We start from the raw sequence: 13,720 nt of genomic DNA, 5'->3' as shown, positions 1-13,720 counted from the left end.
CTGTAGGACTTTGCTTTGCAGGTTATCAGTTACTGCGCATCGAGTTGCTTGCCACGGGTTTCCGGCAGACTCAGTGCCGCGATAATCACCACGCCGTAGGACACCGCCGCGAAGGCGCCAATGCCGACGCTCAACGGCACCTTCTGGCTGAGCAGGCCGATCAGCAGCGGAAACAGGGCCGCCAGCGCCCGACCGATGTTGTAGCAGAAGCCCTGCCCCGAACCGCGAATTCGCGTAGGGAACAGCTCGGTCAGAAATGCGCCCATGCCGCTGAAAATCCCCGAGGCAAAGAAGCCCAGCGGGAAGCCCAGCCATAGCATCACGCCGTTGCTCACCGGCAGTTGCGTATAGAGCAGAACGATGGTGAACGAACCGACAGCGAAGAGGATGAAGTTCTTTTTCCGCCCCAACAGATCAGTCAGATAGGCGCTGATCACATAGCCGACGTAGGAACCGACAATCACCATGGCCAGATAGCCGCCGGTGCCGAGTACGCTCAAGCCGCGTTCGTTTTTCAGGAAGGTCGGCAGCCAGGAAGTGATCGCGTAATAGCCGCCCAGCGCGCCGGTGGTCAGCAGTGAAGCGCGAAACGTGGTGAAGAGCATGCCGGGGGCGAAGATCTCGTAGAACTTCGACTGAGTCTCCGGCGTTTGTTGGGCCTTGGCCTCGCGATATATCTCCGGATCCTTGACCAGACGACGGACAAAAATCACAAAAATCGCCGGCACGATGCCGAGGATGAACAAGGCGCGCCAGGCGTCTTCCGGCGGCAACACCGAGAACAGCAGCGCATACAAAATCGCCGTCAGCCCCCAACCCAGCGCCCAACCGGATTGCACCATGCCCACCGCTTTGCCTCGGTCCTTGGCGCGGATCACCTCGCCGATCAGCACTGCACCGGCCGTCCACTCGCCGCCGAAACCGAAGCCCATCAAGGTACGTGCGATCAACAGTTGTTCGTAGTTTTGCGCGAAGCCGCAGAGAAAGGTGAAGAAGGCGAACCACAGCACGGTGAGTTGCAAGGTGCGTACACGGCCGATGCGGTCAGAGAGAATCCCCGCAACCCAGCCGCCGATGGCCGAAGCGATCAATGTGCTGGTGTGAATCAGTCCTGCTTCGCCGGTGGTGATGCCCCACATCGCGATCAGTGTCGGCACGACGAAGCTGAGCATCTGCGTGTCCATGCCGTCCAGACCGTAGCCGATCTTGCAGCTCCAGAACGTGCGACGCTCCTGCTGATTGATGTTGCGATACCAGTCGAACGGCCCCGGACGCGCCGATGCCGTGGATGTTTCTAGGGTGTCGGGAGCACGCATGGCTTATCTCCGCAGGTTTTTTATTGGTCTTGTTCGTAGCCCCGACGACGCCTATCGTGGGAACCGGATGCGTCGATTTTTCGTCGCGCGGCCCTGCTGCGTCCAACGAATAAAAACCCGCCCTAGCCATAAGAAAAATTTGTCACCCGAGCCTTGCCCATGAACCTGAAGTTTCTCGAGACCTTTGTCTGGGTCGCCCGACTGAAGAGTTTTCGCCTGACCGCCGACAAGCTGTTCACCACTCAGGCGTCGATCTCCAGCCGCATTGCGGTGCTGGAAGGCGAGCTGGGGGTGAAGCTGTTTCTGCGCGATTCGCGCGGTGTCAGCCTGACGCCCGAAGGCTTGAAAGTGCTGGAATATGCCGAGCAAATGCTCGACACGATGTCGGCGCTCAAGCAATCGATCGAAACCCGCTCGAGCAAAGTCGGCCGGGTGCGCATCGGCGTGATGGACACGGTAATTCACACTTGGCTCAGCCCGTTGGTGGCGCAGATGACCGATCTGTATCCGCGGGTGGAAATCGAGCTGGTGGCGGATACCTCGCTGAACCTCTGCGATCAACTGCAAAAAGGCTTTCTCGACATCGTTCTGCAAACCGATCTGATCCGTCATGAAAGCGTGCGCAGCCTGGAGCTGGCCAGCCATCCGCTGGGCTGGATTGTCGCCAGTAATTCGATCTACAACCGCGACTACGCCGACCTCGCCGAACTGGCCCAGGAACGGATCATTACCTACTCGAAAAACTCCCGGCCGCATCAGGATCTTCTGGCGCTGATGCAGACCAATGGCGTGCCGGCGCCGCGCTTGAATTGCGTGAATTCGGTGTCGGCGATCACGCGGTTGTTGCGCGATGGATTCGGGATTGGTGTGCTGCCGCCCGTGTTGGTGGCCGAGGAACTGGCGCGGGGCGAGTTGACCTTGCTCGACATCGATCAGCGACCGCCGAATCTGCAAGTGGTGGTGTCGTGGCGGGTAGGCGTGGAATGGGTCGAGGAGATTGTGACGTTGTGTCAGCAGGTGCTGGAGGGGTATGCCCAGAAAATGGGTGAAGGGTATGTGGTTTTAAATCCCTGAAAAGCAAAAGATCGTCCGATCGCGGCCCGAACCTTCGGCAGTTCCTACAGAGATCAAGGAGCTGCCGAAGGTTCGGGCCGCGATCGGACGATCTTTGCTCTTGGTTTTTACAACCCGCGCACGTCGCGGTCTTCGATCGGTCGGCTCTGGCGCAGACGCCGGCCACCGAGTACGACCCAGTCGATCAAGCGGAACAGGCATTCAATGCCGAACGACAGCAGCAACGCGCCGCTCATGCCCCAGATCATCGCTTCCGGCGTCAGCAGGATCTGGTAGCTGTAGCCATTCCAGGTTTCCTTGCGAATGTCCGGGTCGGCGGCCAGCACCACTTGCAGAAAGCGGATGTACCACGGGCCTTGCATCGCCTGGAACTGCTTGTCCAGCGCGATCTGACGGCTGAGCAAGGTGCTCAGGCTGTCGGCATCGCTACGAAACACCGGGTCTTCACTGGCGCGGTAATGCGCGACCAGCGCCTGCATATCGCCCTTGAAAAACTGCTCGGCGGTGCCCTGAAAACCGCGCAGGCCGGTCTGCGCCTCGATCAGGTGCGCCTCCACGCGTTTCGCGTAATCGTTGATGAAGCCTGGCACCTGGACACCGATCAACAGGCCCGCCGCAAACAACACCAGCCGTACATAACTGAGCAACATGGGGTGCAATCCTTATTCGGTCTTGCCCTGACTGACGCATTCGCCGCGTCGCCACAGGCTCCATTGGCCCGGTTCGTAGCGGGTCCAGGTTTCGTTTTCGGTCAAAGGCTCGGTGGCGATCACGGTGACCACGTCGTTGGGCGTGGTTTCCGCCTGGAAATCGACGATCACGTCGACATCTTTCAGGCGCGCCGGGCCGAACGGGGCACGGCGGGTGATCTGTGCGAGTTTGGTCGAGCAATAGCAGAACAGCCAGTCGCCATCGCTGAGCAGGCAGTTGAACACGCCTTTGCTGCGGTATTCGGCGCACGCGGCGACCAGATCCGGCAACAGCGCTTCTATATCGACCGGCTCCGGGAATGCTGCACGCACGCGGTTAAGCAAATCGCAGAACGCCGCTTCGCTGTCGGTATCGCCGACCGGCCGGTAGAAGCTTTTGATCGGGGTGAAATCGGCGAGCTGGCCGTTATGCGCGAAGCACCAGTTGCGTCCCCACAGTTCACGGACGAACGGGTGGGTGTTGGACAGGCAGACCTTGCCGACATTGGCCTGGCGGATGTGGCCGATGACCACTTCACTCTTGATCGGATAGCGCTGCACCAGATTGGCGACTTCCGACTCGCAACTCGCCGCCGGGTCCTGAAACAGGCGCAAGCCACGGCCTTCATAGAAGGCAATGCCCCAGCCGTCGCGGTGCGGGCCGGTGCGACCGCCGCGCTGCATCAGGCCGGTGAAGCTGAACACGATATCGGTCGGCACGTTGGCACTCATGCCCAGTAATTCACACATGTGCGGACTCTCGGGTTACAGGCGCGGCTCGACCCGCATACGCTGCGGATTGTTTGGCAGAGGTGGACGGCCATAGCGGTCATCGCCGGCGCCGCCAAACGGCTGATCGTCGTCGCGGTCATCAGCGCGGGCAGCTGCTTTGGCGGCCTCTGCCTGTTCACGACGCGCACGGGAAGCCCGTTCGATCGGAAAGCGGATCAGCACAAAGATCAGGTAGATGCCGAAAGCGATCATGCTGTACATGAACAGATCGGAGATCGCTCGCCAGGCGTTGTTGCCGACCTTGAAGGCCAGATCCAGCGCAGTAATGGCGATGGACGGCGCAACTTTGGCTTTCACCGGATCAATGATGGTCGGGCTGAACAGCAACACGGCCATCAAGACGCGCAGCGGTTCGCGCAACCAGCGCCACATCCAGGTGGTCAGGCGCATCCATACCAACAGGCAGCCCACAGCAGCAAAGGCGTAGAGGCCCCAGGCGATCAGATAGTCGTTCTCGGTCATGGTGTCCATGGCAAGGCAGGCAAAGAGGCGCTTATAGTAACGACTTTTCGCCCGTGCGGCTTGTCCCAATACCAGACGGCCAGCAGCAAACCCTGTGGGAGCGAGCTTGCTCGCGAAAGCGGTGGGTCAGTGAAACAAATGTCATCTGACACGACGCCTTCGCGAGCAAGCTCGCTCCCACAGGGGTCTGCGGCGGTTTCAAGATCCGCGAAAACCCTTATTCCGTAAATTGTCCGAGAACCTTTCATGCCCGAATCCGCCAACGTCCTCAGTGCCCCGATTGCCCACAAGGCGCCCGGTGCCGACCCGTATGCCTGGCTGCAGGAGCGCGACACCGACGCGGTACTCGATTACCTCAAGGCCGAAAACGCCTACCAGGAAGCGCAAACCGCCGATCAGGCCGAGCTGCGTGAAAGTCTGTTCGAAGAGATCAAGGGCAGGATTCTGGAAACCGACCTGTCCCTGCCCTCGCCTTGGGGTCCGTACCTGTATTACACGCGCACCACAGCGGGCGATGAATACGCCCGGCATTACCGCTGCCCGCGTCCGGCGGACGACAGCCTGAGCCTCGATGAAAGTCGCGAACAACTGCTGCTCGACCCGAATGTACTGGCCAACGGCGGTTTCTTCTCGCTGGGTGCATTCAGTATCAGCCCGGATCACCAGCGTCTGGCCTACAGCGTCGACGCTTCGGGCGATGAGATTTACACGTTGTTTGTCAAGGAACTGGCCAACGACAAAGTCAGCGAACTGGAATTCGAAGACTGCGACGGCAGCATGACCTGGGCCAATGACAGCCTGACCCTGTTCTTCGGCGTACTCGACGACACGCACCGCCCGCACAAACTCTTCCGCTACCGCCTCGACGGCACCGCCGCCGAAGAGGTGTTCCACGAGCCGGACGGGCGCTTCTTCCTGCATTGCTACCGCTCCAGCTCCGAACAGCAGTTGCTCCTGTCGCTGGGCAGCAAGACCACCAGCGAAGTCTGGGCGCTCGACGCCCACCAGCCGCACCTGCCGTTCACCTGCCTGGCGCCACGGGTCGAGGATCATGAATATGATGTCGATCACGGCCTGCTCAATGGCGTGTGGACATGGTTTATCCGCACCAACCGTGACGGCATCAACTACGCGCTGTATCAGGCACCGGACAGCGGCACCGCGCCGACCGAAGCCGACTGGCAGAACCTGATCCCCCACAGCGATACGGTGATGCTCGATGGCGTCAGCCTCAACACCGAGGCCATAACCCTGAGCCTGCGCGAGGGCGGCCTGCCGATCATAGAAGTTCACCCACACGGTCTGGCGCCGTATCGCGTGCAATTGCCGGACGCGGCCTACAATCTCTATGTGCAAAACAGCCTGGAGTTCGAGAGCGACCGCATTCGCCTGCGCTACGAGGCGTTGAACCGTCCGGCGCAAGTTCGCCAACTGATCCTCGCCAGCGGCGAACAAGCAGTGTTGAAAGAAACCCCGGTGCTCGGCCCGTTCGACGCCGATGCCTACGTCAGCCAGCGCTTGTGGGCGACTGCGCCGGACGGTACGCAAGTACCGATCAGCCTGGTGATGAAGCGCGACATGGTTGGCAAAGCCGTGCCGCTGTATCTCTACGGTTATGGCGCTTACGGTTCGAGTCTTGATCCGTGGTTCTCCCACGCCCGCCTGAGTCTGCTGGATCGTGGCATGGCCTTCGCGATTGCGCATGTGCGCGGCGGCGGTGAATTGGGCGAGGCCTGGTATCGCGCCGGTAAGCAGGAACACAAACACAACACCTTCAGCGACTTCATTGCCTGCGCCGAATTTCTGATCCTCAACGGCATTACCACGGCCGATAAACTGGCGATCAGCGGCGGCAGCGCGGGTGGTTTGCTGATTGGCGCGGTGCTCAACCAGCGTCCGGATCTGTTCGGCGTGGCGATTGCTGAAGTGCCGTTCGTCGACGTGCTCAATACCATGCTCGACCCGGAACTGCCGCTGACCGTTACCGAGTACGACGAGTGGGGCAATCCCGAAGAGCCGGAGGTTTACGAGCGGATCAAGGCTTATGCGCCGTACGAAAACGTCAGTGCGCAGGATTATCCAGCGACGCTGGTGATCGCCGGTTACAACGACAGCCGCGTGCAGTACTGGGAAGCGGCCAAGTGGGTGGCGAAACTGCGCGCATCCAAAACCGACGACAACGTGCTGCTGCTCAAAACTGAACTGGGCGCCGGGCATGGCGGGATGAGCGGGCGTTATCAGGGATTACGTGACGTAGCACTCGAATACGCATTTGTTTTCAAGGTTCTGGGTCTGGCCTGAGGAACTCCGTCGGTCACTTGGGTCTTAATTGCAGACCCAAGAGGCCGATACCCCACAGATCCCCAGTAGGAGTGAGCCTGCTCGCGATAACGGTATGTCAGTTAAAGATGATTTGAATGACCGACCGCTATCGCGAGCAGGCTCACTCCTACAAGGGATCGTGTGAAGCCTGAAACAGTGAAAACAAAAAGACCGTGACGACATGTCAGAACCGACCTTCCTGAACAACGAAATCCGCGACTGGCTGATGGACTGCGGCCTGTTCGATCAATTGCAGCTGGCCGACTTTGCGGCCGCCTCCGGCTACTTCAGCATCAGTACCGTGGCCGAAGGCGAAGCGATTTTCCGCGAGGGCGATGCCGGCAGTTTCATGTGCATCCTCCACACCGGCCAAGTGGCCGTGCAGAAAACCGGCCCCGATGGCCAGGTAATCACCATGGCCGCCCTGCGCAGCGGTAGGGCCTTCGGCGAAATGGCCGTGCTCGATGGCGAACGACGCTCGGCAACGTGCGTGGCGGCGACAAACTGTCAGCTATTGAACCTCGGCAAAGACTCGCTGGAAAAAATGCTCAACGACGCGCCGAAGATCGCCGCGAAAATCATCCGCGCCCTCGCCGTCTCTCTGTCGAAACGCCTGCGCATGGCCGACGGCCAACTGGCGGCGCAACAGGTTTAACCGCCGGGGGGCTTCGCCTTGGTGCCACTCGGCTCGATGCCCGGCACCGGTTGATCCTTGCTCGGCGGACTGGGCATTTCAATCGGCACCAGCGGCGGGCTGCCACTGCCGGCACCCGACTTGGGAATGTTGATCGGCGTGATCTGCGGATACGGTGTCGGTGTAGCGGTGCCAGGCGAGCCGGGTTGCGGCGCCGGGCTGACTGGAACGACCTGCTGCGCCTGCACTGCAGTAATCGAGAGCGCGGCCAGGGCAATGACCGTTAGAATGGTGCGCTTCATCAAGGGCTCCGTTTGGCCTTAGTCTGCGCTCAGGCTACTCCCAACGGGCCTGCTTGCCTTCCCCCTTGTAGAGATTTCCATGAAACGTTTCGTTCTGCTCGACACCACCCCGATCCCTGAAAGCGGCGGTGCCCTGTGCCTGTTCGAGTATGGCGAGGATTTTGTCATCAAGATCCAGGGCGGCGACGGCGGACAATTGATGAACACGCGCATGCACGGTTCCGAAGATGCGCTGGCCGAAATTCCGTGCCGCAAGGTCGCTGGCCGGCCGAATTCGCGGGTGCTGATCGGCGGTCTGGGCATGGGTTTCACCCTCGCCTCCGCGCTCAAGCATCTGGGCAAGACTGCCGAAGTGGTGGTCGCGGAGCTGGTCCCCGGCGTGGTCGAGTGGAACCGTGGCCCGCTCGGCGAAAAGTCCGGCCGTCCGCTGCTGGATCCGCGCACGCTGATCCGTCAGGAAGACGTGGCCAAGGTGCTGCAAAGTGAGCCGAACGGTTTCGACGCAATCATGCTCGACGTCGACAACGGCCCCGAAGGCCTGACCCAGAAAGCCAACAGCTGGCTGTACTCCGCCGCTGGTCTGAATGCCTGCGCCAAAGCCCTGCGCCCGAAAGGCGTGCTCGCAGTGTGGTCGGCCAGCGCCGACCGGCTGTTTTCCGACAAATTGAAGAAGGCCGGTTTCAAGGCCGAAGAAGTCCAGGTCTTCGCCCACGGCAACAAGGGCACGCGCCACACGATCTGGATTGCCGAGAAGCTCAAGGGCTGAGCTAAACTCTGCGTATAACCGTCATCAGTCTTTTACAAAGGTGAACCCATGAGTTCGTCCACCCCAACCAACACGTCAAAGCTGGATCGCATCCTCGCCGACAACCAGCGCGACAAGGAAATGGGCTACCGCGACAAAGCCCTGAAGATGTACCCGCACGTCTGTGGCCGCTGTACCCGTGAGTTTTCCGGCAAGCGCCTGAGCGAACTGACCGTGCACCACCGCGACCACAACCACGACAACAACCCGCAGGACGGCTCGAACTGGGAGCTGTTGTGCCTGTATTGCCACGACAACGAACACTCGCGCTATACCGACCAGCAGTATTTCAGCGAAGGCTCGCTGAGCACGCCGAAGATCGCCAAGGCGACGCATAACCCGTTTGCTGCCCTCGCCGGCCTCATGAAGAAAGAAGATTAAAGTTCTTCATTGGCCTGACTGGCCCCTTCGCGAGCAAGCTCGCTCCCACAGTGGTTTTGTGTATGACACCGATCCAGTGTGGGAGCGAGCTTGCTCGCGAAGGCGGCCGCTCAGGCACCGCCATTCCATGATCTGACCACAACCGTTCAATCCCCGTATAATCGCGCTCTTTTTCCCGAAGGCACCCCGCTCGTGGCAGACAAACGGTACAGCTGCATTGGTTTGTATAACCCCAAATCACCGGAAAACGTCGGTTCGGTGATGCGCGCCGCAGGCTGCTACGGCGTGGCGTCGGTGTTCTACACCGGCAAGCGTTATGAACGCGCCGCCGACTTCGTCACCGACACCAAACGCGTGCACTACGACATCCCGCTGATCGGCATCGATGACCTGAAAAAGATCCTCCCGCTCAACTGCGTGCCCGTCGCCGTGGAACTGGTCGAAGGCGCCCGCCCGCTGCCGGAATACACCCACCCGGATCGCGCCCTGTACATCTTCGGCCCCGAAGACGGTTCGCTGGACAAAGAGATCCGCGACTGGTGCGAAGACGTCGTGTACATCCCGACCACCGGCTGCATGAACCTCGCCGCCACGGTCAACGTCGTGCTTTACGACCGCATGGCCAAGGGCTTGAACACCCGCTCCGGGCCCAAATTCCGCTGAAACATCGCAGATCCGATGGAACGAGCTGACCGCTCCGGCAGTCAGCTTGTTTATCCATTACTCATTGCCTGGAGAAAGATCATGACCGAGCTCAAACGTGTCGAACGTATCGAATCCACCCCGTTCCAGAGCCGTTCCGAGCAGAACGTCGAAGGCTGGGAGCGCATCGGCTCGCTGGCGGGCGGCGTGATCATGGTCGGCAAGGGCCTGCGCCGTGGCGGTGTGTTCGGTTTAATTCAGGTGGCGATTGGCGGCGTGGCCATGGCGCGCGGGATTACCGGGCACAGTTCGATGAAAAGCCTGATCGAGAAGAGTCGTCAGGACATGAACAATGTGCGGGCGAAGATCGAACGGGCCGGGGAAGAGTTGAGCAAGCTGAAAGCCAATGCCGAGGCGGCGACCAGCACCGCCACCGTGACCGGCAATGATTCGGTGAAGTCGCCGAAAGCCGGGGTTTGATCCAAGAGTTGCGGTGGGGCTAATGACCCCTTCGCGAGCAGGCTCGCTCCCACCTTTTGAAATGCATTTCCCTGTGGGAGCGAGCCTGCTCGCGAAAGCGGTATTACTGAAGCAACACGGTATCAAGGACTTTGGATGACTCGCCAAGAACGCTCTCGGCCAGCTGCACAAACTCCTTGGTACTCACCGTCCCCAGATGCATCGCCCCACGCAACACATCATCCAGCGAACGCTTGTTGCGCGTCTTCAGGCGAATCTCGCCATCCAGCTCCTGCAACACCACCACCGCTTTCGCCACTTGCGCCGGGCTGATCTGCTCGCCGCGCAACGTCGTGACTTTCTGGCCGTCCCTGGCCAGCTTCGTCTGTAGCGCCTGATAACGTTCATCGCTCATGCCGCCGGCACGGCGCACCAGTTCAATGGCGTAATACTCGGCAAAACCCTCGCTGATCCAGTCGCTGCGCTGCTCGTCGTTAATCCGCCCGAACACCTGCGCCAGCTCGCGCACCAGCGCACTGCTGCCGCTTTCGCTGACCAGCGGCAATCGCGTGTTCACGTAGATGGATTCATGTGCGCCGAGGCTGCCGCGCCACATCGGGTCATTGGCACCGACGATCAACAGTTTAGCCGGATGGCGTGGATAAACCGCCTGCACCTGCGGCCAGACGAACGTAAGCAGGGTCAGCACGTCCATCCGGCGCATGCCCTGCCCTTGCGGCGAGGCCACGGTGACTTCGGTTTCGCCTAGGCGCGTACGGCGGCTGCCGAGATGGCCGGCGAGCATCCAGCCCGTCGGACGATCAAACAGGCGTGACGGGTTGTCGATGCGGAATTTGTTCTTGCCGATACGCGGCCAGGCGGTTTCGATACTTTTCCAGCCATCGGGCAATTCGAATTGCAGGCGCGCGACCAGTTCGGTGCCGTCCTGCTGATCAAGTTTGGCTGGCGGCACCAGTTCATCGCCACGCATCAATGCCCAGCTGGGGGTCATGCGGGTGTCGAAACTGCCGTTCTTGCGTCCGTGGCTGATGCGCACGCGGTAAGTCAGGCTGGCCTTGTCACTGGTCGGGCGCCAGACGCCCCGGGCGTTTTTGCCGGGGGTCAGCAGCCATTGGCCGTCTGCCTTGAAGTCGCTGTAATGGCTGCCGTCGCCAAGGTCGAAATCGAGACTGCGCACCGCCTCGCCTTTGCCCAGGGTCAGGCGCACCTCGGCCTGATCGCTTTGCGGCAACAGGCGCACGTGATAATCCAGATCGACTTTCTTCGCCGCCCACACCGGGGCGCTTAGCGCCAGCAGCGCCATCATCAACGCTCGCTGCAATCCGACAGCCATACGCACTCCTTGGTAAAGCTTGAATCAGCAGGTATCAGCCCGCGCGGAAAATCAGGTGATCTTCCCAGTCATCCTCCGGCACGCTGCCTTCGGCGAGCATGCGCCCGGACTGGGAAATCCGCTCGTGGTGCACCGCGTCGCGATCGCCGCAGACCAGGTGGTGCCACAACGGTAGATCCTTGCCCTCGCTGACCAGTCGATAACCGCAGGTCGGCGGCAGCCATTTGAATTCTTCGGCCTGCCCCGGGGTGAGCTGGATGCAGTCCGGGACAAACTTGATGCGGTTCGGATAATCGCTGCACTGGCAGGTTTTCAGGTCCAGCAGTTTGCAGGCAATGCGCGTGTAATAAACGCTGTTGTCTTCCTCATCCTCAAGCTTTTGCAGGCAGCACAGACCACAGCCGTCGCACAGCGATTCCCATTCCTGGTGATCGAGTTGATCGAGGGTTTTGCGTTTCCAGAACGGTTCGACTTCGGCGGCCATGGCTCAAGCATCAACATCAGGTGGTGAAAAGGCCGCCAGTCTAGTGCCCAAGGCCTTGCGGGCCAAGCGCTGGCGACTGCCGGTTGCGCGGGGCTTGTCAGTTTTTGTGGCGGCGCGTAGCTTTGCCAGTCGCAAGGAGCCTTGCCCGCAAGCCATTAACGCTCGACCGCGTTGCATTGTGGTGAACCCTCAGGCTCGGAAAACCCCATCGCTCAGCGCAACTGATCCCGCCGGGTTTTCATTCAAATCCCTGACTCAAACGTAGCAAGGAATCTCTTGATGAGTGCCAACCCACGCGTTGCCGATTACGCCATTCACCCGCAATTCACCGACCGCTGGTCGCCGCGCGCCTTCACAGGCGAAGCGATCCCGGAAGAAACCCTGCTGAGCTTCTTCGAAGCCGCACGCTGGGCGCCCTCGGCGTACAACTCGCAGCCTTGGCGTTTCCTCTATGCGCGTCGCGATACGCCAAACTGGGAGCGTTATCTGGGTCTGCTCAACGAATTCAACCGTAGCTGGGCGCAGCATGCCTCGGCATTGGTAATCGTGATTTCGAAAACCACCTTCACTGCACCAGGCGCCACTGAAGAAACCCCGGCGCTGTGGCATACCTTCGACACCGGCTCGGCGTGGGGCCATCTGGCGCTGCAAGCAAGCCTCAGTGGCTGGCACACCCACGGCATGGCCGGGTTCGATCAGGAGCTGACGCGCAAAGAGCTGAACATTCCTGATGGTTATGCGCTGCATGCGGCCGTTGCCGTCGGCAAGCTCGGTGACAAGGCAACGCTGGCTGAATACCTGCAGGCCCGTGAAGAGCCGAGCCCGCGCCGCCCGCTGAATGAACTGGCGGCGGAAGGCGACTTCACCCTCTAAGCCACAGCGCAAAACCAAGTGTAGGAGTGAGCCTGCTCGCGATGAGGCCGTGTCAGTCGACATTAATGCTGTCTGACACACCGCCATCGCGAGCAGGCTCACTCCTACATTGATTGTGGTGTGTCAGTAGCCGCGGTTGAAATCCACTTCCCCGCGCAACGCTTCACCCGCTTGATACGCCTTCAGGTTCTCGACAAACAGCTGCACCATCAACGCCGGTGACGTCGGCGCCGAACTGTGCCCGGTCAGCAGCAAGCCCCAAGCGGTCCAGAATGGATGGCGTTGCGGCAGTGGCTCCTGACGGCAAACGTCGATCACCGCCCCCGCCAGATGGCCTTCCTTCAACGCTTCCACCAGGTCGGCATCGACCACCGCGACACCGCGCCCGGCGTTGATGAACAACCCGGTTGGCTTGAATTGCTTGAACAGCGCCGCGTCGTAGATATCGTGGGTGTGTTCGGTGTTCGGCAGCAGATTGACCACGTAATCCACTTCACCCACCAGTCGCGGCAGATCAGCCATCGAACCGACCTCGACAAACGGCGCCTGCTCACGGGCGCTGCTGGCAATCCCGTACAGCTCTATGCCGAACGGCAGCAGGAACTGCGCGACACTCTGGCCGATATCGCCGGTGCCGACGATCAGCACTTTGCGCCCGACCAGGCTCTGGCCGCTGCGGTTGTCCCATTTACGCTCGACCTGGCTGACCAGTCGCGCCAGCACTTCGCGCTCATGGCCAAGAATGTAGGTCAGCACATACTCGGCCATCACCTGACCGAAAATCCCCACTGCACGGGTCAAACGGTAATCGCGGCGCAAGCCGTCAGCGAGCAAAGGTGTGATACCGGCCCAGGTCGATTGCAGCCATTGTGGCTGGTGCCCCTGGCGCAACAGAGTCGCGAGCAAATCCGGCTGCCCCAGCCACACCGGACAATCGGCGGCCTGACGGGCCAGCTCGGCGGAGTCGCCGCTGGTCAGTACTTCAAGCTCGGGTGCTGCCTGACGCAGCAGCCGGGCGTATATCGCGTGGTCGTGTTCGGCAATCAGAACGCGCATCTTCAAACCTTTCGCAAACCGTGCAGACGGCCGCCGGATTAAGCCGGCCATCGCGGTAAAAACAGTTCCAGGGTA

General features: G+C 60.7%; 16 protein-coding genes. 8 read left to right on the top strand and 8 right to left on the bottom strand.

Going from position 1 to position 13,720, the window contains the following annotated elements; genetic code table 11:
• Positions 1-29: 29 nt before the first annotated feature.
• Positions 30-1,316, bottom strand: a complete 1,287-nt coding sequence (locus CLU80_RS20945) for an MFS transporter (protein WP_099758275.1) — start codon at positions 1,314-1,316, stop codon at positions 30-32.
• Between the two features lie 159 nt (positions 1,317-1,475).
• On the opposite strand from CLU80_RS20945, the gene CLU80_RS20940 reads away from it, so the two are divergent.
• Positions 1,476-2,390 carry a LysR family transcriptional regulator gene (locus tag CLU80_RS20940; protein WP_099758274.1) on the top strand — a complete coding sequence of 305 codons (915 nt, stop codon included), beginning with the start codon at positions 1,476-1,478 and terminating at the stop codon, positions 2,388-2,390.
• Positions 2,391-2,497: 107 nt separating this feature from the next.
• Here CLU80_RS20940 and CLU80_RS20935 read toward each other — a convergent pair whose 3' ends face one another.
• From CLU80_RS20935 to CLU80_RS20925, 3 genes are read right to left on the bottom strand one after another with little or no spacing between them, the layout of a single operon-like run.
• Positions 2,498-3,040 carry a DUF2937 family protein gene (locus tag CLU80_RS20935; RefSeq protein ID WP_007911321.1) on the bottom strand — a complete coding sequence of 181 codons (543 nt, stop codon included), beginning with the start codon at positions 3,038-3,040 and terminating at the stop codon, positions 2,498-2,500.
• Between the two features lie 12 nt (positions 3,041-3,052).
• Positions 3,053-3,829 carry a class II glutamine amidotransferase gene (locus CLU80_RS20930; protein WP_008085906.1) on the bottom strand — a complete coding sequence of 259 codons (777 nt, stop codon included), beginning with the start codon at positions 3,827-3,829 and terminating at the stop codon, positions 3,053-3,055.
• Between the two features lie 15 nt (positions 3,830-3,844).
• A complete protein-coding gene (locus CLU80_RS20925; protein WP_034153176.1) occupies positions 3,845-4,342 on the bottom strand; it encodes a hypothetical protein in 498 nt (165 codons plus the stop codon).
• Positions 4,343-4,579: 237 nt separating this feature from the next.
• Between CLU80_RS20925 and CLU80_RS20920 the strand changes: the two genes are divergently transcribed.
• Positions 4,580-6,634, top strand: coding sequence for a S9 family peptidase (locus tag CLU80_RS20920; RefSeq protein ID WP_099758273.1), 2,055 nt, complete (start codon positions 4,580-4,582; stop codon positions 6,632-6,634).
• Positions 6,635-6,836: 202 nt separating this feature from the next.
• Positions 6,837-7,310, top strand: a complete 474-nt coding sequence (locus CLU80_RS20915) for a Crp/Fnr family transcriptional regulator (protein WP_099758271.1) — start codon at positions 6,837-6,839, stop codon at positions 7,308-7,310.
• Here CLU80_RS20915 and CLU80_RS20910 read toward each other — a convergent pair.
• Complete coding sequence (locus CLU80_RS20910) at positions 7,307-7,591, bottom strand: hypothetical protein (RefSeq protein ID WP_099758270.1); 285 nt, start codon at positions 7,589-7,591, stop codon at positions 7,307-7,309. The genes CLU80_RS20915 and CLU80_RS20910 overlap by 4 nt on opposite strands.
• A 79-nt stretch (positions 7,592-7,670) precedes the next feature.
• On the opposite strand from CLU80_RS20910, the gene CLU80_RS20905 reads away from it, so the two are divergent.
• From CLU80_RS20905 to CLU80_RS20890, 4 genes are all read left to right on the top strand, one after another.
• Complete coding sequence (locus CLU80_RS20905; protein WP_099758268.1) at positions 7,671-8,357, top strand: spermidine synthase; 687 nt, start codon at positions 7,671-7,673, stop codon at positions 8,355-8,357.
• 48 nt (positions 8,358-8,405) lie between these two features.
• On the top strand, positions 8,406-8,777 hold the full coding sequence (locus CLU80_RS20900; protein WP_007911336.1) for a YajD family HNH nuclease: 372 nt from the start codon (positions 8,406-8,408) through the stop codon (positions 8,775-8,777).
• 192 nt (positions 8,778-8,969) lie between these two features.
• Positions 8,970-9,440, top strand: coding sequence for an RNA methyltransferase (locus tag CLU80_RS20895; protein ID WP_007911337.1), 471 nt, complete (start codon positions 8,970-8,972; stop codon positions 9,438-9,440).
• Between the two features lie 81 nt (positions 9,441-9,521).
• Positions 9,522-9,899 (top strand): YgaP family membrane protein, encoded by a 378-nt coding sequence (locus CLU80_RS20890; RefSeq protein WP_093438222.1) that lies wholly within the window; start codon positions 9,522-9,524, stop codon positions 9,897-9,899.
• A gap of 103 nt (positions 9,900-10,002) precedes the next feature.
• On the opposite strand, the gene CLU80_RS20885 is transcribed toward CLU80_RS20890, so the two are convergent.
• Both CLU80_RS20885 and CLU80_RS20880 read right to left on the bottom strand, forming a co-directional pair.
• Positions 10,003-11,232, bottom strand: a complete 1,230-nt coding sequence (locus tag CLU80_RS20885) for a hypothetical protein (protein WP_099758267.1) — start codon at positions 11,230-11,232, stop codon at positions 10,003-10,005.
• Positions 11,233-11,266: 34 nt separating this feature from the next.
• Positions 11,267-11,716, bottom strand: coding sequence for a YcgN family cysteine cluster protein (locus CLU80_RS20880; RefSeq protein ID WP_099758266.1), 450 nt, complete (start codon positions 11,714-11,716; stop codon positions 11,267-11,269).
• Between the two features lie 279 nt (positions 11,717-11,995).
• Here CLU80_RS20880 and CLU80_RS20875 point away from each other — a divergent pair, with 279 nt between their 5' ends.
• Positions 11,996-12,589, top strand: coding sequence for a nitroreductase family protein (locus CLU80_RS20875; protein WP_093438234.1), 594 nt, complete (start codon positions 11,996-11,998; stop codon positions 12,587-12,589).
• A gap of 123 nt (positions 12,590-12,712) precedes the next feature.
• On the opposite strand, the gene CLU80_RS20870 is transcribed toward CLU80_RS20875, so the two are convergent.
• On the bottom strand, positions 12,713-13,645 hold the full coding sequence (locus CLU80_RS20870) for a D-2-hydroxyacid dehydrogenase (RefSeq protein ID WP_034153168.1): 933 nt from the start codon (positions 13,643-13,645) through the stop codon (positions 12,713-12,715).
• Between the last annotated feature and the right edge of the window lie 75 nt (positions 13,646-13,720).

The organism is Pseudomonas sp. 29, assembly GCF_002754355.1.
Classification (GTDB): domain Bacteria; phylum Pseudomonadota; class Gammaproteobacteria; order Pseudomonadales; family Pseudomonadaceae; genus Aquipseudomonas; species Aquipseudomonas neuropathica.
This window is presented reverse-complemented; position numbering and strand designations above follow the sequence as displayed.

Excerpts from the sequence above, each read along its gene's own strand:
- CLU80_RS20900 (WP_007911336.1), top strand. The coding sequence starts at position 8,406 with ATGAGTTCGTCCACCCCAACCAACACGTCAAAGCTGGATCGCATCCTC.
- CLU80_RS20880 (WP_099758266.1), bottom strand. The coding sequence starts at position 11,716 with ATGGCCGCCGAAGTCGAACCGTTCTGGAAACGCAAAACCCTCGATCAA.
- CLU80_RS20920 (WP_099758273.1), top strand. The coding sequence starts at position 4,580 with ATGCCCGAATCCGCCAACGTCCTCAGTGCCCCGATTGCCCACAAGGCG.
- CLU80_RS20905 (WP_099758268.1), top strand. The coding sequence starts at position 7,671 with ATGAAACGTTTCGTTCTGCTCGACACCACCCCGATCCCTGAAAGCGGC.
- CLU80_RS20870 (WP_034153168.1), bottom strand. The coding sequence starts at position 13,645 with ATGCGCGTTCTGATTGCCGAACACGACCACGCGATATACGCCCGGCTG.
- CLU80_RS20915 (WP_099758271.1), top strand. The coding sequence starts at position 6,837 with ATGTCAGAACCGACCTTCCTGAACAACGAAATCCGCGACTGGCTGATG.
- CLU80_RS20930 (WP_008085906.1), bottom strand. The coding sequence starts at position 3,829 with ATGTGTGAATTACTGGGCATGAGTGCCAACGTGCCGACCGATATCGTG.
- CLU80_RS20885 (WP_099758267.1), bottom strand. The coding sequence starts at position 11,232 with ATGGCTGTCGGATTGCAGCGAGCGTTGATGATGGCGCTGCTGGCGCTA.
- CLU80_RS20945 (WP_099758275.1), bottom strand. The coding sequence starts at position 1,316 with ATGCGTGCTCCCGACACCCTAGAAACATCCACGGCATCGGCGCGTCCG.
- CLU80_RS20925 (WP_034153176.1), bottom strand. The coding sequence starts at position 4,342 with ATGGACACCATGACCGAGAACGACTATCTGATCGCCTGGGGCCTCTAC.
- CLU80_RS20875 (WP_093438234.1), top strand. The coding sequence starts at position 11,996 with ATGAGTGCCAACCCACGCGTTGCCGATTACGCCATTCACCCGCAATTC.
- CLU80_RS20935 (WP_007911321.1), bottom strand. The coding sequence starts at position 3,040 with ATGTTGCTCAGTTATGTACGGCTGGTGTTGTTTGCGGCGGGCCTGTTG.
- CLU80_RS20890 (WP_093438222.1), top strand. The coding sequence starts at position 9,522 with ATGACCGAGCTCAAACGTGTCGAACGTATCGAATCCACCCCGTTCCAG.
- CLU80_RS20910 (WP_099758270.1), bottom strand. The coding sequence starts at position 7,591 with ATGAAGCGCACCATTCTAACGGTCATTGCCCTGGCCGCGCTCTCGATT.
- CLU80_RS20940 (WP_099758274.1), top strand. The coding sequence starts at position 1,476 with ATGAACCTGAAGTTTCTCGAGACCTTTGTCTGGGTCGCCCGACTGAAG.